Here is a 16,002-nt window from a genome sequence, read left to right as displayed (position 1 = left end):
GTTCGCTTCACACTATTCACACGTAATCGCCACATAAAGACCATTAAGATGAGTACTAGCGTTGGCTTGGAAGAGCAGGCTGACATTCATCGCTGAAAGGAGCCACCATGGAGAATAAGTCTTCAAACGGCTGGAAATTCTTTGCGCTGCTATTCGGCGCACTGCTCGCAGGTGTCGTCGGACTCTACATTTACAAGCAGCAGAATCCTGACTATGACCCTTGGGAGGAACCGTGGGAGAACAGTTCTTCACCGGTTGATTTGGGAATTGCAAAGGAATCTGAAAAAGACGAGGATTCTGATGCAGACGAGGATGCTGACAAGGGCACCGATGCTGACTCGGCGGAAGAGAATACCGAAGAAGCTGCTGAGGGAAAGTCAGCTGAAGCCGCTGACGAGTGAGTGCTGAGTTGAAATGAGACCCAAGCTGGGAGTGACTCAGACTGGGAATGGCTCAGGCCGGAAATGACTCAGACCGGAAATATAGTATAACTTCAAAACGTTCGATGGCGACACAGCAGTAATGTTGTCGCAGCTTTCAACGCAAGGGTCTGGAAACGCACGCGTTCCCAGACCCTTTTTTATGCGCCGAGAAGTCACCCAAGCGCTCATTGTGAACTCATCGAGGTATCAAAGCCTGAAATCCACGATATATCGATCCTTCAAGGCTAAAAATCGTTGTTGATACTTTGATAAGTTCACAATGAGTGCAAACATGACGCATTTGGCTCAGCGTTGCGGCTCGGTATGCCAGATGCGCGTGAGATAATCCTCGATGGAGCGGTCTGAACTGAAGAAACCGCTATGCGCAACATTGAGAATGGCCTTGCGCGTCCACTCGTCCGGATTGCGATACGTAGCCTCGATCTCTTTCTGAATATCCATGTAGGCAGTGAAATCTGCCATCGTCATGAAGTAGTCATGAGTCAGCCAGTCAGATGTCAAAGCTGCATAGGTATCGCGGTCGCCATGGGAGAATGCGCCACTGGCAACCAGATCAATGGCATGGTGCAGCCGTGGATCCGCATGCACGTATTCCATGGGATCGTAGCCATCGGCATAGAGCTTCTCGACATCTTCGACTTGCATGCCGAAGAGGAAGAAGTTTTCCGCACCGACACGCTCACGAATCTCGACATTGGCGCCATCCAATGTGCCTACGGTAAGCGAACCGTTCAGCGCAAACTTCATGTTGCCTGTTCCAGAGGCTTCCTTACCGGCCTGCGAGATCTGTTCATCGAGCTCGGTGGCCGGAATCAGGTGCTCCGCGAGGTCGATGTTGTAGTTCCACGGGAAATACACTGCAAGCTTGCCTTTGACGGCAGGATCGTTGTTGACCACGCGGGCGACGTTATTGATTAGCTGAATCGTGAGCTTTGCCATGGCATAGCCAGGGGCTGCCTTGGCACCAAAGAAGACTGAACGTGGCAGAATCTCGTCGACATTCACCGACCCATCCTTGATGGCGGCATATTCGGCGATGACCGCGAGAATCTTCAAAGACTGACGCTTGTATTCGTGCAAACGCTTGATCATCGAATCGAACATCGTGTTGGTATTGATGCTGAAGTCGAACTTGTCGCTCGCATACTTGGCAAAGTCTTGCTTGTTGGCCTCCTTGACCTTGCGGAAGCGCTCAACGAAGCTCGAGTCATCGGCGAGAGGCACAAGGCCCTCGAGCTCGTCGAGATCATGAAGCCACTTGTCGGTTCCCAGACCTTCGGTGATCAGGTCGGAAAGGCGAGGATTGGCAAGCTTGATGAAGCGGCGCGGAGTCACACCATTGGTGACGTTGGTGAACTTATTGGGATAGACGCTGCTGAAGTCCTTCAGCGTCACATCCTTGAGAAGCTGCGAATGCAGAGCGGCCACGCCGTTGACGTACGACCCGCCAACCGTTGCCAGATATGCCATGCGAACTTGGCCGTCGGGACCATCTGTAGCAATGCGCATACGATCAATCACATCATCATCAATGCCCTTGGACTCAAGTTCTTGAACAAACTGAGCGTTGATGGACCTGATGATTTCAAGATGACGAGGAAGCAGCTCGCCGATGAGCTTGGCAGGCCAGACTTCAAGCGCTTCGGGCAGCAGGGTATGGCATGTGTAGTTGAAGGTCTTACGAGTGATGTTCCAAGCAGCATCCCAATCCATGCCGTGCTCGTCCATAAGAACACGCATCAGCTCAGGAATGCCGATTACCGGATGCGTGTCGTTCAACTGGAAGCAGATCTTGTCGGGGAAGGTAGTCAGATCAGGGTTCTTCTCGCCCGGATAGAAGGTACGAATTGCGTCGTGAATCGAAGCGGAAACGAAGAAATACTGTTGTTCCAAGCGTAGCCGCTTGCCCTGGGGAGTCGAATCTTCGGGATAGAGCACCTTCGTGATGTTTTCGGCATTGACCTGTGGAATCACTGCTCCCATGTAATCTGATCGGTTGAAGGTGGCCAGATCGAATTCATCATATGACTTCGCAGTCCAGAGACGAAGCGTGTTGACTCTGCCTGAATCATAGCCTGGCACCAGATAATCGACAGGAACCGCACGCACAGACCACGCCGGCTTCCAGACTCGAGCGCCATCGTCACCATCAACGACAGAACCGCCGAAACTCACACGCTGGGATCGCACAACATCCTCATGTCCCCATGGATTGCCTTCGCTGAGCCAATAATCGGGTTTTTCGACCTGCTTGCCCTCGTCATCGAATTCCTGGCGAAAGATGCCGTATCGGTATTGAATGCCATAGCCAAAGGCGGGAACGCCAAGCGAGGCCAGAGAATCCACATAGCATGCGGCGAGGCGGCCGAGCCCGCCATTGCCAAGTCCTGGCTCAGGTTCTGTCGCGATAACATCCTTTGCCTTGAATCCAAGCTCTGCGACGGCACCTTCAAATTGCTGCGTCAGCCCTGCATTGAGCAGTGCGTTGGAAAGTTGACGACCTATTAAAAATTCTGCACTCAGATAGCCTACTGCTTTGACGTGGCCTTTTACCATGCGCTTCTTGGCATCAAGCGAGGAAACGGAGAGGTAGTCCCGAACGACCTCTGCAGTTGCTGCATAGACATCGGCAACTGTTGCCTCTTCGGGTTCCACACCCTGTTTCTCCTGCAAATTCGTGGTTATTCGTTTCCTCAAGTCATCAGCAGACAAGGATGCTTGCGGCGCTGTGATATCAACCATGAAAACTCTCTTTCCATAACGGCAACAATCTCGAACGGCTACGCTGCCCATTATGCCCGTCATTGCTTGAACCACGCAAACACATCAGCATAATCGAGGGCAAACTCTCTATGAAGTTAACACATCATGCTAAACAGTACCTATGGCTGTGATTCGAGAAAAAGATGTTGCTGTTGGGGAGCAATCATTGCAACAGTGGGCAGAGGGTGCAAGGAGGATGCTCCCTGCACAGGCGGGCGAAGAGGAGCGATCTCGTTTTGTCTCCCCTGATCTTCCAAGAGCGGTCTGGGCAATGTCGGTGCGATACTCCCTCTATCTTCTGCAATTGCGCGCTCCAGGCCCAGGGGTCGAGGTTCGCGTTGCACCGTGGGGTGCAGTGAAGATTCTCGATGGACCAGCTTCCGATCCCCATAATCTGACGCCGCCCGACGTTATCGAGCTGGAACCGGATGTCTGGCTTCGACTCGCGTGCGGAATTACCACGTGGTCAGAGGAGAAGCAAGCTGGCCATATCTCGGCCATTGGTGAACGAGATGACCTCAGCAGGCTCCTTCCCCTGGTGTGAGCCCGCAAAGAGTTCTTTGGTCTGCGTTCTGCCTCCTGGGATGGGTTCTGAGCAAAAACACGGCTGAAACCGACTCATGTGACGCAACATGTGACAACAGTGACTTCATAAGCACAACCAAGACCTTGAACGATTGTGGATTCCGATATGTGAGGCGGTTCGTATCGTATGACGGAATAAGCCCACGTCTGCTGATCTGGTTGGCTTCTCAGCACCTGATTGTTGAGTTTTGTGGCAAATTACAAGTATGAAGCGTGAGAAATGGCTTCATACCGACGGTAGCTGCAACGATTTCGACCGATGCCACTTTCGTAATTGTCACAAAACTCAAGAAGTCCTTCTACAACAAGTCTCAACAACCCGAACAGTCGTTTCCATGTAAATAACACGGATGTAGTTTATCCACATGTGTGCATAACAATGTGCATAACTTGTGGATAGACGGTGGACTGTGGTGGAAAACTTCGAAACCCTCAGTTTCCTGAGCTGTCGCTGGAGTCATCGGAGGATGCTCCAACATACAGCGTCACATTGTTGTTGCTGTCCGGAGTGGCTGAAAGTACCTTACCCGCCTGCGAGGGATCAGATGTGTCTTGCGACTGGGTGGTGAAGTTCGTATATCCATAGGTCTTCAGGGTCGCTTCCGCCTGCTGCACCGTGCTGCCGATCACCTTGGTCAGACCGCTGGAATCAGGAGACGTGGTCAAGGTGATAGTCGCACCTTTATCTGCCTGGGAGCCAGCCTGCAGATCCTGCGACGTGACTTTTGCCTTATCTGTATTCGGGCCACTGACCTTTACCGTCAGCTTTCCGTCCAGTGCTGCCTTGGCCGCGCTCAAGGTCATTCCGGTGTAATCGCTGACGGATATCTGCTGTTTGCCATTCGAAACGTACACATTGACAGTCGTTCCCTGCTCAACGGACGTACCGGATTGAGGATCGGTCCTGGTTACTGAACCGGATGGAACGGTATCTGAATTCTCCTGGGTGATGCTTCCGATACGCAATCCCTCGTCCTGAATCAGCTTGGTCACGTCGTCCTGCGATTTGCCGACAAGATCGTTCGGTACCTGAGTCATACCCGATGAAATGTACAGCAGGATGCTCCCGCCCTTTTCAAGCGATTTGCCAGCGGCTGGATCGGTTCTCGTCACGTGATCCTTCGCAATCGTGGCGCTGTCTTCCACCGAAGCTGAAGAACTCACCTTGAACCCAGCATCCTCAAGAGTCTGGCGGGCCTCCTCCTGAGTACTTCCCGAGACATCGGGTACCTGAACCGATTGCGGGCCAGCTGAGAACCATACCGTGACGGTCGAACCTTTGGCGACCTGCTTGCCACCGGCGGGATTCTGCTTGGTGAATGTTCCTTCAGCCTGATCAGAAGAGGTGTCTTGTTTCTGCTGGAACTTCAAACCAGCGGATTCGATGAGCTCCTTGGCGCGCGCCTCGGACATCTGTGAGGTAATGGTCGGCACGGTGACCTTCTCATTCGTTTCCTGATTGGACACCGCCCACACACCTGCGGCGATACCGATAAGAGCAAGGAATGCGATGACCGTGATGATGATCGCCCGCTTCTTGCGCTTCTTCTTTTCCTGAGCTGCCCGCTGTGCTGCTCGACTTTCGGTGCCATTCGCCGATGGAACCGCTTCGAACTGGCCTGTCACAGGATTAAAGGCCTGTGTTGCCGAGACGGTGTCTGTCTGCGGAGTCATGGCAACGGTGGCCGTACCCTGCTCGGCATTCTTCCGGGCCTGCATGTTGCTCAGATCGGTCAAAGGATTGAATGCCGCCGCGACCGGTGTGCCACCGTTCATGAAAGTCAGCACATCGTTCTTGAATTCGGCTGCAGTCGTATAGCGGTTTCTGCGATCCTTTGCCATTGCCTTGGCACAGATCGAATCCCACATCTTTGGCAGGCCGGGAACGATGTTGCTCGGTGGAGTTGCCACTTCCGAAACATGCTGGTAGGCGATTGCCACTGCGGAATCACCGACGAACGGTGGTCTTCCCGTAATCATTTCGTAGAGCACGCAACCCGCCGAATACAGGTCAGAGCGCACATCGACCGTCTCGCCGCGAGCCTGTTCAGGGCTGAGGTATTGTGCCGTACCGACAACGCCTTGTGACTGAGTCATTGTTGCCGCGGAATCGTCGAGAGCACGGGCAATGCCGAAGTCCATGACCTTGACCGTTCCCTGATCGCTGATCATGATGTTCCCGGGCTTGATATCGCGGTGGATGATGCCCATGCGATGCGAATACTCAAGCGCATTCAGCACGCCGAGCATGACCTGTTCGGCATCGCGTTGGCCCAATGCACCATTGGCACGCAGCACATCTCGCAAGGTCTGTCCCTTAACGAATTCCATGACCAGATATGGCACACGCTCGTTGCGCCCTGCCTCGTCCGTCAGTGTCTCCTCACCGGAATCGTAGATTGATACGATATTGGGGTTGTTCAGCTGTGCGACCGAATGCGCTTCACGCCGGAAGCGAGAGAGGAAGATCTCATCATTCGTCAAATCGGAACGCATGATCTTGATGGCGACGGTGCGACCAAGTCGCATATCTCGAGCCACATGAACCTCTGCCATGCCACCCCGACCGATAAGCTGTCCAAGCTCGTAGCGACCGTTGGCCAATGAATTCGGCAATGGAGTGCTCATTTCGATTCCTCTCTTCTTGACATCTCTGATTCGGTGTCCAAGTATCTGCCAATTCGGTCCGCTATCGGAGCTTGGGAAGCGTCCGTGTGACCTGTTGCGCGCCATGCTGCCTGCATCATATTCCGCACTGAATGCGGGGCACTCACAACCTTACGGGGAAGTCTAGAACCGGGTTGGAAAATCATTTCAGTATCCATGGTCTGCTGATCCAGCAGTCTTCTTTGGATTCTGGCAAGCGTCCGTGCCACGCTCAGGGCATCCGTTGGACGATCATTCGGATCTTTCGCCAACATTGACATGACGTATCCTGCAAGCTGCATATCTGTCGAATCGGGCAATGGAGGTACCGGTTCATTCACATGGGCTGCCGCGATATCAACCGGAGTTGCTCCGGTGAAGGGGCGGTGCCCGCACAGACCTTCATAAGCAACGACGCCGAGTGAATAGATGTCGGATCGTGCGGTTGCCTGGAAGCCTTGTGCCTGCTCTGGCGAAATGTATTGTGCGGTGCCTACGACCATCCCATCCTGAGTGATCTGCGCCTGATTTGTGGAATAAGAGACTCCGAAGTCGGTTATCTTGACCTCTCCGCTGTCGGAAACCATGATGTTTGCAGGTTTCACATCGCGGTGAATTACACCGTGCGAATGGGCGACGAATAGTCCACGAGCAGTCTGAATGAGTATCGGCAGGAGTTCCGTAGGATCCAAGGCACCGGATTCCTGATATATCTGTGCGAGTGATTTACTCGGCACATATTCCATGATCAGGAAGCCGATGCCGTCATGTTCGTAATACTCGAATAAGGCAGCGATATTCGGATGAGCCAGATTGGCAGAATTATGTGCCTCTACTCGTAGACGGCGCAGCTTGGCCTCTTCCTGCACCACATCGCCGCGCAATGCCTTGATCGCAACGGTTCTGCCGAGCTCGATGTCGTACCCTTTCCACACCTCGCCCATGCCACCCTGTGCAAGACGCTGATCCAGACGGTAGCGGCGGTGTATGAGCTGCCCTTCGACCAGTCTCATTGCAGCGCCTCCTTCATTATCTGCTGCATGATCGGGCCAGCAGCATCAACACCATACGTTGTCACATTATGGACAACAACGGCGACGGCAATCTTTGGATTTTCCGCAGGCGCAAAACCTATGGTCCAAGCGTCGTTCGAACCACCGGAGCCGATCTGCGCAGTGCCGGTCTTGGCTGCCACCTTGACATTGCTTATGGCAAGTTCAGGGGCATCCTTGGTAACCACATCCTCCATCATGGACGTGAGTTTTGAAGCAGTGCCCGACGAGAAGGCCTGTGAATACTCCTGTGGCGATGTCTTTGACAGCACACTGAGATCGCTCGCCCGCACACGATCGACGATTGTGGGCTTCATGAGCTTTCCGCCGTTCGCGACGGCTGCGGCAACCATGGCGTTCTGCAAAGGAGTCTCCACATTGTCGCCCTGACCGATGGAAGCAAGTGCCAGCTTGTCTTTCGTCGTTGTGTCAGGGAAGTTGGAAGCTGTAGATTTCATAGGTAGGCCTGTCGCGGTGCTGCCATCAAGAATCATTGAAGAGCCGAAGCCGAATTTCTCCGCTTGGCTGGCAAGTGTATTTTGGCCAAGGCTGACACCCAATTGCGAGAAAGCCGTGTTGGAGGAATATGCAAGTGCATCGTCAAGCGTGATCTTGCCATCCGTACCGTTTCCGGTGGATGTGGCATTCGTCAGGTTCGTGCTGGTGCCTGGCAAGGTATATGAACTACCTGCGGGAATCTCGGTGGTCGTGTCGTATTTTCCGCTCTCGAGAGCTGCCGCGGCCACGATGACCTTGAAGGTTGACCCCGGCGGATAATACTGGTTGATTGCACGGTTCAGCATGGGATTGTCGGTATTCGACGCCAATGAGGTGTATTCCTTGGCTGCATTCTGAGAGTTATGCGTTGCCAGCACGTTCGGATCGTAGCTAGGGGTGCTTACCATGGCAAGGATTCTGCCGGTGCTGGGCTCAATCGCCACAACCGATCCGGATTGAGTCCCCAACAGCTTGTATGCCAAGGTCTGAAGCTTGGTGCTGATGGAAGTCTCTATGGAAGCGCCGCGATTCTGGGTTCCGGTGAGTTGTGACTTGAAACGCTCCCACCAGAGGCTGTCGGATTGTCCACTCAGCAGTTCGTTACTTGATGCCTCGATGCCTCGATCGGCACGTGATGTTATCGAATAATAGCCTGTGACTGGGGCATACACAGCGCCATTGGAATATTTGCGCTGATATTGGAATGAATCATTGACCGCATCGGATTCGGCGAGAACAGTGCCATCTGACGCAAGTATGGATCCTCTGGGCAGACCATATTCCTGATATAGCGCTCGCGTATTTCGAGGATCGGCGTTGAGTGCATTCGTTCGGACCGTCATGAGCAGTGTCGTCGAGAATCCAAGCACGACGAAGAGCACCAAAACAGCGGTAAAGAGCTGGCGTAGATTCTTATTCATTGCGATGCCCCCTTACTGTTCTCGGCTCCCTGGGCCGTGGGGAATCAGCCGAATCAGTTGATTGCGGATCTGGATCCCGAATGATGGCCATGGTTGCCGTATCGGAACCTGCCTGCTCGGCCTTGCTCTTTTCGACCTCATGCTTTCTCAATGCCGCCAATGCCTGATATTGGAAGGTGTCGGAGAGCACCTGCGGATCTGGTTTGTTAGCTTCATTCGAGATAATCACCAGTAAGATCACCAGAATGAAATTAGCGAGAAGGCTTGAACCTCCTGCCGCCATGAAAGGCATGGTGAGACCGGTCAGCGGTATCACCAAGGTGATGCCGCCTACAACTGTGAAGACCTGGAAAGCCATCGTGAATACAAGCCCAGAGGTCAGAAGCTTGCCAAAACCATCGGTTACCTTCATTGCGGTAATCATGCCGGAACTGATGATCAGCAGGTAGAGCAGCAGCACGAGCATTAATCCTGTGAGCCCAAGTTCCTCGCCAACGGAGGAATAGATGAAATCGGAGTTTGCCAGCGGTGTGATCCATGGATGTCCCTGACCAAGACCCGTGCCAAGAAGCCCGCCGGCCGCAAGACCGAAGACGCCCTGCACCAGCTGGCCTGAACCACCGTATGTCTTGTTGTATTCGGCGCTGCTGAAGGGATTCAGCCACGCGGTGACGCGGTCACCAACGTGGCTGAAGACCACGGCGGAAGCGACCGCACCGATGACGAAGAACACGGCTCCTATAAAGATCCAACTTTTCTGACCGGTTGCGACATAGAGCATCGAAACGAACATGGCAAAGAACATCAGCGATGTGCCCAGGTCGTGCTGCAAGACCAAAACACCCATCGAGACAACCCACACGACAATGATCGGCCCTAAGTCTCGGGTTCTGGGCAGTCGAATGCCAAGTATTTTCTTGCCCCCCACGGCAAGTTGATCGCGATGATCAAAGAGATACGAGGCGAAGAAGAAGGCAAGAAACAGCTTTGCGAATTCGCCAGGCTGAAGACTGTGGCTGCCGATGCCCAACCAGATTCGCGCTCCGCCAATTTCACGGCCGATTCCTGGGAGCATAGGGGAGAGCAGCAGGACGATACCGATGACCATGCTGACATAAGAGAATTTTCGTAAGACCCGGTAGTTTCTTAAGAATACAACCAGAAGACAGCACAGCACCAGAGCGCAGGCAAGCCAGATCATCTGCTTGTCGCCAGCATCGGAACTGATACCCAACTTCTTGTTCCCCACGTCGATTCTGGAGATCATGGTAATGCCTATGGCATTGAGAATCATGACACAGGGCAGAATGGATTGGCTCGCATATGGCAGAAACGTGTTGATGAGAACCCAGAGCACGATGAACAAAGCCGCAACGATAATCAGCAGTATGGCGAAGTGAACTGGAAACGTTCCAGTTGTGCGTTCAAACATCTGGAAGAACGATATACCACTGATGGCCATCGCAACAATCATCAACGATGCCTGACGCAAGCGTGCACGAATCATCACTTGCCTCCCTCGGAGCTGCCTGAAGCGCCTGCAGAAGGACTTGAGGTCGAGCTCGATGACGGGGATGAACTTGCGGCGGTACCGTTCGTCAGGCTCTTGGCTTCGCTCTTGATGAGCGCTGCATGGCGTTCCGCCTCGCTCATGCTGGATACGACGATGCCTTCGGCCAATTGCTCGCGCCATGACTTTGGCAGTGCAGAGACCTTGACATTGGTTCGCTTGACTTCATGAGAAAGATTGAAACCGAAGAAATTTGTGGGAACGCCCTGATAGATGACCATCGTATTGTTTGATTCGCCAAGATAATATTGCGTCTGACTCCAACGGTATGCACCGAATCCGCCGATTATGCCACACAGCAGAACGGCTGCAAGAATGCTGACTATGGTGACGCGAATGCGCCGAACCCTGGTTTTCTTCTCGTGAAGTTCCTTATAATGTGCGCTGCGAATTGCATTCGCAACTTCAGGATCGTTCGGATCAGCGCTGGAAGTGCCATCCTGCTTATGCACGATAGGTATTTCTCCGGTATCGGGAACAAGTCTGCGGCCACTTTCCTCTCGTTCGGTCGATGGCTGAGCCACTCGTGCAGTTGACCCTTGTGGTGTCTGTTGGGAAGGATTGCGCAGTGCGGCGGCTCTTCTTGCAGGATTGTTGCCGCTCTGCCTCAAGGCAGGCGCACTGGCGACCTGACTGCCAATGATGTCGGCTATTGGCTCCAGAGAACTTCCTGCAGCGCCTCCAATCAGAGGCGTCTGATGTGGCAGATCGAAGGCATTGGCATCCAAGGCCAGAGTTGCATCGGCAATGATTGCGGTGACGTTATCTGTACTGCCAGCCTTCAGAGCCATGGTTACCAGCCGTTGGGCGCATTCTTCCTGATCCGAGACCGATTCAAGAACCTCTTGTATGGTCGAATCTTCAAGTACTCCGCACAGACCATCGGAACACAGCATCCAGCGATCTGCAGCCTTTGCAGGTCGAATTGATATGTCAGGACGTGGATCGATGTCGAAATCGCCCAAGACACGCATGACGACATTGCGCTGTGGATGATTCTTCGCCTCGGCTTCGCTGATTCGCCCGGTGTTGATCAGGTGCTGAACGTAGCTGTGATCCTGCGTCATTCGTATCAGTTTTCCGTCACGGAGCAAATACCCTCGGGAATCGCCGATATGCGCAAGAACCCAGTATCCAGCAACCAGTGAAACCGCGGTGACCGTTGTCCCCATGCCCGAGAGCTTGCGTTCACGCGTTGCCTTGCCAACGATCGCATCGTGCGCTGCCATGACGGACGTTTCCATCATGCGTGCAACAGCTTGCACATCGTTGTCGTCGTCATCGCGCTCAATATGCGCCAGTGAAAGCACGGCGATTGTGGATGCCGTGTCGCCTCCGGCGTGGCCGCCCATGCCATCACAGATGGCTACAAGGCGTTGACCGGCGAATGCGGAGTCCTGATTATTGCTGCGTACATATCCAATGTCGGAAACCGCAGTCGAATAGAGGAACAACGCATGAGCTGGTGTCATATCGGTCATACTTATTTACCTCAGCTCGAAAGTCGTTGCACCAATTCGTACGGGGACTCGCGCTGGCAAACTGACAGGCTCGCTGATGCGTTGTCCATCGACAACAGTGCCATTAGTGCTGCCCAAATCCTCAATGATCCATGTCCCGCTGGATGGATCCTGGAAAATGCGTGCGTGGTGCGAAGACACGAATTCATCTTCCAAAACCATTGTATTGGAAGCGGCGCGCCCCAAAGTAATCGCCTGATGACTCAGCGGAATGGAAACGCCGGCTGTTGGTCCATCAATGACTACGAGCAGCGTGGGGTCTTCATCCTGTGCAGGGGTGTTCGAAGCTTTGGGCTGCGTGGTCGAGCGTTGCGCCCGTGCCGTCGATCTGTTGGCTGCTCGGGCTCTTTTACGGCGTGCACGTGAGGTCGTCGGACTGAAACTCTGAATGTCCTGACGCAATGAGCGTACGGCGAGCCATGCGAAAACCCATAGCACTATCAGGAATCCGTATTTGAGGAAGGCGAATGTGAGTTCAGTCATATTGATTCGACCTTTGCCTCGGTCAAGGCCTAGTCCTGTTCCTGTGACGATGCCCAGTACAGAATGCGTGTGCGACCGATGGTTATTGTGTTGCCGTCAAGAAGCGTAGCCGCAGGTACCTGATGACCCTCGACATACGTGCCATTGGTGGATCCAAGATCCCGAGCTATGACACCCTTGTCTGTGACATCGATTTCGAGATGTCTGCGAGAGATGCCTGGATCGTCAATGACGATGTCGCAATTTGAACCGCGTCCCAGCACAGTCTTCGGTGCCGTCAGCAGGTATTGTCGTCCGTTGATCTCGAGGGCAGGGCAATCCTTGGAACTTGATTGGGGTGATGCCGGTGCCGCGTTGCCTTGAACTGATTCTGAACTCAGATGGAAGTCGCCCGCTCCGAGATTCAGGTCCTCTTCAAAGATGACAACTACGGGACCAACAAAGGCATAATGCTGAGTTTCTGCGTATTTTGTCAGTTTGTCAGCCAATTCATTGGCCAAGGTCTCAGAACCCCACTGCTCGATGCGGTCAAAGTCCGGTGTGGAAAGCTTAAAACGGTATTCGTTTGGTGCAACGGTTCTATCGCGGCCCATTGCCATTGCCTGAGAATCAATCTCTCGTTCCAAGGCACTCGACAGGTCAACAGGTTGAAGATCCTTGGAACCAAATTTTGAGAACACGCCATTAACGGCACCTTCAACGCTTTTCTCAAAACGGTCGAGAACGCTCATGGTCATCCCTTTCTATATGCTCACTACATCTTACGCAGTGTTGCGAATTCCTCATACCGTGCTCGGAAATTCTTGCAAAGTCTTCAATACGTCTCATTTGGTCAGAGTCCAAACGCAATACATACCTATGTGGCAATGCACATATCAGTGATGCCGTCTGGACTGCACGGTGCTAGCGTGAGATTCATGAGTGAAACCAAGCATAGTGTTATAAATCGGGGAATCGTCAACTTTCCAAGAAAAGAGGCACGAACCTTACGCTTCTCATTGGGGGCACCGCGTTCGGCTCGAGCCTTGGGGGACGGCTCACGTGTTGTATTTCTACGTTCCGGTGGCCAGGAGGATCCGGTTACCAGCATGTGGATGAGTTCTTGGAATAGTCAGGGAAAGCATTGCGAGACATTGATCGCCGACCCTCGAAAGTTGATGCAGGGAGCCGCAATCGGCGAGCATCTGGGACATGCTGATGACGATGTTCCGGATGAAGAGAAGGCACGCAGGGAACGCAGTCGTGAAAGTGCCGAGGGAATTGTCGATTATAGCGTTGATGATGACGGCGAACGTGCGGCTTTTGCTTTGGGTGGGAACATCTGGGTTGCCGATCTTTCAGCAACGGTGGCCGACGAGAGTTCCTCGGAGGGCAGGCACGCTCGATGCATTCATGTTGTTGATCCCACGGATTCAAGTTCGCTTGGAGCACAGGATAGTCCGAAGCTGAACCCGACAATATCTCCGGATGGTTCGCTGATCGCCTATACAACAGGCAGAAGTCTTGTAGTCATTCGGCTTTCGCAGAACGATGTCGCCGAATCCGGCGATGACATCAAATCCGAGGAGCTGAATGCCCCAATCGTAGCTGCGGTCGATCTGGCCGAGAGCGCCGGCGAAGATGTCAGGATAGGTCTTGCAGAGTTTGTTGCCGGTGAGGAAATGGACCGCTACGCAGGGTTCTGGTGGTCGCCGGATTCGCGTCAACTATTGATCGAACATTACGACGCCTCGAATGAGGATGTCTGGTATATCAGCGATCCGGCCAATCCAGATCATCCAGCATCTCGGCGGAGATATCCGCGTGCATTGACGAATAATGCCAAGGTTGGCCTGCTGCTTCTCGACATATGGAAACCGCAGCTTTCACGCGTTGCTTGGGATACTGCAGCATATGAATATCTCGCTTCAGTCCATTGGGTTGCCGGTCATGATGCGCTTATTCTGGTGCAGAATCGTCGGCAGAACGGCGACCAGATTCTTCAGATTCCACCATTCGAGTCCTCGCATGATTCTGCCACAGCAGAACAGTCATCGTCACGCTATGTGCTTGATAATAATGAGATTTCCGATCTGCACAGCATACTCACCCATGTTGCCCAGACGCATAGCGACGACTGCTGGCTCGATCTGACACCCGGAGTGCCGACATGGTCGCCGAAGGGCAAGCTGATAGATGTTCGTGCTGATGAAACAAACGACACCAATAGACTCTATTCGGATGGGAGAGCCATCTCACCAGTAGGCTGGCAGATTCGTAGCGTTGTTGATGCCAGCGATGATTCGATTCTGGCAATTGCCTCGAAGGATCCTCGAAGCTTTGATGTCGTTCGATTTTCATATGACGGCAACGCTGAAGTTCTTAACGATGAGCCAGGTCTATGGACTGCTTCTCAATCAGGAGAGGGCATTGTCATTGCAGGACGAGGGATGGATACCGCACGATCCCAGATGACGCAGTTCTTTACTGTGCGTGATTCCGTGTCTCATGAGACTTCTGCGAAGACCGCAGCGATTGATAATTTCGCGGCAGAATGTGGATTCACACCAAATGTCGAATTCGTGACCATGGGCAAGCATGCCTTGCGCGCTGCGATTGTGAGACCTTCCGAGGGCAGCGGGTACGAGCACGCAGAAAAGCTGCCGGTATTGGTCAAGCCTTATGGAGGTCCTGGCCATCAGCAGGTTGTGCTGGCACAGTCATATTACTGGGCTTCGCAATGGTGGGCCGATCAAGGATTCATAGTACTTACGGCAGATGGGCGTGGAACGACTGGCAGAGGTCCCGCTTGGGATCGCGCCATCATGGATGACATGGCTCAGGTCACCTTGGACGATCAGATAGAGGCGGTTCAAGCCCTACCGGAGTTTGCTCCTGAGGCAGATCTTGATCGGGTCTCGATCATTGGCTGGTCGTATGGCGGTTTTCTCTCGGCACTCGCAGTGCTTCGCGCGCCTGAAGTGTTCCATGCTGCATGCGCTGGTGCACCGCCAACGGACTGGACGCTCTATGACACGCATTACACCGAGCGCTACCTGGGTTTGGACGAAGACACATATCGCCGCAACAGCATTATCGATGATGCACCGAAGCTGCGCAGACCACTCATGCTGATCCATGGCTTTGCCGATGACAATGTCTCAGTGGCAAATTCGCTGCGTCTCTCTGAAGCTTTGCTCAGTGCAGGACGTGCCCACACCGTGTTGCCTCTCAACGGCATCACGCATATGACCAATGATGAAAAAGTCGCAGAGAACCTGCTGCTTCTCCAGCGTAATTTCCTCAAAAGTTCCCTTAGTCTGCGGTGAAAGTGCATACATCAGAGAAACATTGATTCATTGTGAACTTAGCAAAGTATAAACGAGGGAAAACGAGAGAATTTCGTGGTATTTTTTCGAAAAATTGGGTTCTATACTTTGCTAAGTTCACAATGAGCAGACTTTTGGTTCGAAACAGCTATCCGACGGGCCATTGTGTCGTGTTGCCGGTAGAGACTTGTGGAAGTGATCATGTGGGGAGGTA

At 53.2% G+C, this 16,002-nt stretch carries 11 protein-coding genes; 3 read left to right on the top strand and 8 right to left on the bottom strand.

The features are described 5' to 3' along the window. The first annotated feature begins 107 nt into the window (after positions 1-107). Positions 108-401, top strand: coding sequence for a hypothetical protein (locus BAQU_RS01610; RefSeq protein ID WP_244568392.1), 294 nt, complete (start codon positions 108-110; stop codon positions 399-401). Between the two features lie 327 nt (positions 402-728). Here BAQU_RS01610 and BAQU_RS01605 read toward each other — a convergent pair whose 3' ends face one another. Continuing rightward, entirely contained in the window at positions 729-3,185 is a 2,457-nt protein-coding gene (locus tag BAQU_RS01605; RefSeq protein WP_094692300.1) for a glycogen/starch/alpha-glucan phosphorylase, read from the bottom strand. 142 nt (positions 3,186-3,327) lie between these two features. On the opposite strand from BAQU_RS01605, the gene BAQU_RS01600 reads away from it, so the two are divergent. Beyond that, the gene (locus tag BAQU_RS01600) at positions 3,328-3,750 is read left to right on the top strand and encodes a sterol carrier family protein (protein ID WP_094692299.1); all 423 of its coding nucleotides are present in this window, start codon (positions 3,328-3,330) and stop codon (positions 3,748-3,750) included. A 473-nt stretch (positions 3,751-4,223) separates the two neighbouring features. Here the strand turns inward: BAQU_RS01600 and pknB are convergent, their stop codons facing one another. Genes pknB through BAQU_RS01565 form a run of 7 tightly spaced genes read right to left on the bottom strand, consistent with a single transcriptional unit; the run spans position 4,224 to position 13,211 of the window. After that, positions 4,224-6,419: a Stk1 family PASTA domain-containing Ser/Thr kinase gene (pknB, locus tag BAQU_RS01595; protein ID WP_094692298.1), complete on the bottom strand. Its 2,196-nt coding sequence runs from the start codon at positions 6,417-6,419 to the stop codon at positions 4,224-4,226. Continuing rightward, positions 6,416-7,450, bottom strand: a complete 1,035-nt coding sequence (locus BAQU_RS01590) for a serine/threonine-protein kinase (protein WP_094692297.1) — start codon at positions 7,448-7,450, stop codon at positions 6,416-6,418. The genes pknB and BAQU_RS01590 overlap by 4 nt, the downstream gene beginning before the upstream one ends. Next, complete coding sequence (locus BAQU_RS01585) at positions 7,447-8,907, bottom strand: peptidoglycan D,D-transpeptidase FtsI family protein (protein ID WP_094692296.1); 1,461 nt, start codon at positions 8,905-8,907, stop codon at positions 7,447-7,449. Before BAQU_RS01585 ends, BAQU_RS01590 begins: the two co-directional genes overlap by 4 nt. Next, entirely contained in the window at positions 8,900-10,414 is a 1,515-nt protein-coding gene (locus tag BAQU_RS01580; RefSeq protein ID WP_094692295.1) for an FtsW/RodA/SpoVE family cell cycle protein, read from the bottom strand. The genes BAQU_RS01585 and BAQU_RS01580 overlap by 8 nt, the downstream gene beginning before the upstream one ends. Then, positions 10,414-11,958 (bottom strand): PP2C family protein-serine/threonine phosphatase, encoded by a 1,545-nt coding sequence (locus tag BAQU_RS01575; RefSeq protein ID WP_094692294.1) that lies wholly within the window; start codon positions 11,956-11,958, stop codon positions 10,414-10,416. Before BAQU_RS01575 ends, BAQU_RS01580 begins: the two co-directional genes overlap by 1 nt. Before the next feature lie 6 nt (positions 11,959-11,964). Continuing rightward, positions 11,965-12,480 (bottom strand): FHA domain-containing protein FhaB/FipA, encoded by a 516-nt coding sequence (locus BAQU_RS01570; protein WP_094692293.1) that lies wholly within the window; start codon positions 12,478-12,480, stop codon positions 11,965-11,967. Between the two features lie 29 nt (positions 12,481-12,509). Further along, positions 12,510-13,211, bottom strand: coding sequence for an FhaA domain-containing protein (locus BAQU_RS01565; RefSeq protein WP_094692354.1), 702 nt, complete (start codon positions 13,209-13,211; stop codon positions 12,510-12,512). A gap of 186 nt (positions 13,212-13,397) precedes the next feature. Between BAQU_RS01565 and BAQU_RS01560 the strand changes: the two genes are divergently transcribed. Beyond that, a complete protein-coding gene (locus tag BAQU_RS01560; protein ID WP_094692353.1) occupies positions 13,398-15,788 on the top strand; it encodes a S9 family peptidase in 2,391 nt (796 codons plus the stop codon). Positions 15,789-16,002 lie beyond the last annotated feature (214 nt).

It is taken from the genome of Bifidobacterium aquikefiri, from assembly GCF_002259795.1.
Classification (GTDB): Bacteria; Actinomycetota; Actinomycetes; order Actinomycetales; family Bifidobacteriaceae; genus Bombiscardovia; species Bombiscardovia aquikefiri.
The sequence above is the reverse complement of the archived record's forward strand: the minus strand, read 5'-3'. Positions and strand labels throughout refer to the sequence as shown.

Excerpts from the sequence above, each read along its gene's own strand:
- BAQU_RS01580 (WP_094692295.1), bottom strand. The coding sequence starts at position 10,414 with ATGATTCGTGCACGCTTGCGTCAGGCATCGTTGATGATTGTTGCGATG.
- BAQU_RS01610 (WP_244568392.1), top strand. The coding sequence starts at position 108 with ATGGAGAATAAGTCTTCAAACGGCTGGAAATTCTTTGCGCTGCTATTC.
- BAQU_RS01605 (WP_094692300.1), bottom strand. The coding sequence starts at position 3,185 with ATGGTTGATATCACAGCGCCGCAAGCATCCTTGTCTGCTGATGACTTG.
- BAQU_RS01590 (WP_094692297.1), bottom strand. The coding sequence starts at position 7,450 with ATGAGACTGGTCGAAGGGCAGCTCATACACCGCCGCTACCGTCTGGAT.
- BAQU_RS01575 (WP_094692294.1), bottom strand. The coding sequence starts at position 11,958 with ATGACCGATATGACACCAGCTCATGCGTTGTTCCTCTATTCGACTGCG.
- BAQU_RS01585 (WP_094692296.1), bottom strand. The coding sequence starts at position 8,907 with ATGAATAAGAATCTACGCCAGCTCTTTACCGCTGTTTTGGTGCTCTTC.
- pknB (WP_094692298.1), bottom strand. The coding sequence starts at position 6,419 with ATGAGCACTCCATTGCCGAATTCATTGGCCAACGGTCGCTACGAGCTT.
- BAQU_RS01570 (WP_094692293.1), bottom strand. The coding sequence starts at position 12,480 with ATGACTGAACTCACATTCGCCTTCCTCAAATACGGATTCCTGATAGTG.
- BAQU_RS01565 (WP_094692354.1), bottom strand. The coding sequence starts at position 13,211 with ATGAGCGTTCTCGACCGTTTTGAGAAAAGCGTTGAAGGTGCCGTTAAT.
- BAQU_RS01560 (WP_094692353.1), top strand. The coding sequence starts at position 13,398 with ATGAGTGAAACCAAGCATAGTGTTATAAATCGGGGAATCGTCAACTTT.
- BAQU_RS01600 (WP_094692299.1), top strand. The coding sequence starts at position 3,328 with ATGGCTGTGATTCGAGAAAAAGATGTTGCTGTTGGGGAGCAATCATTG.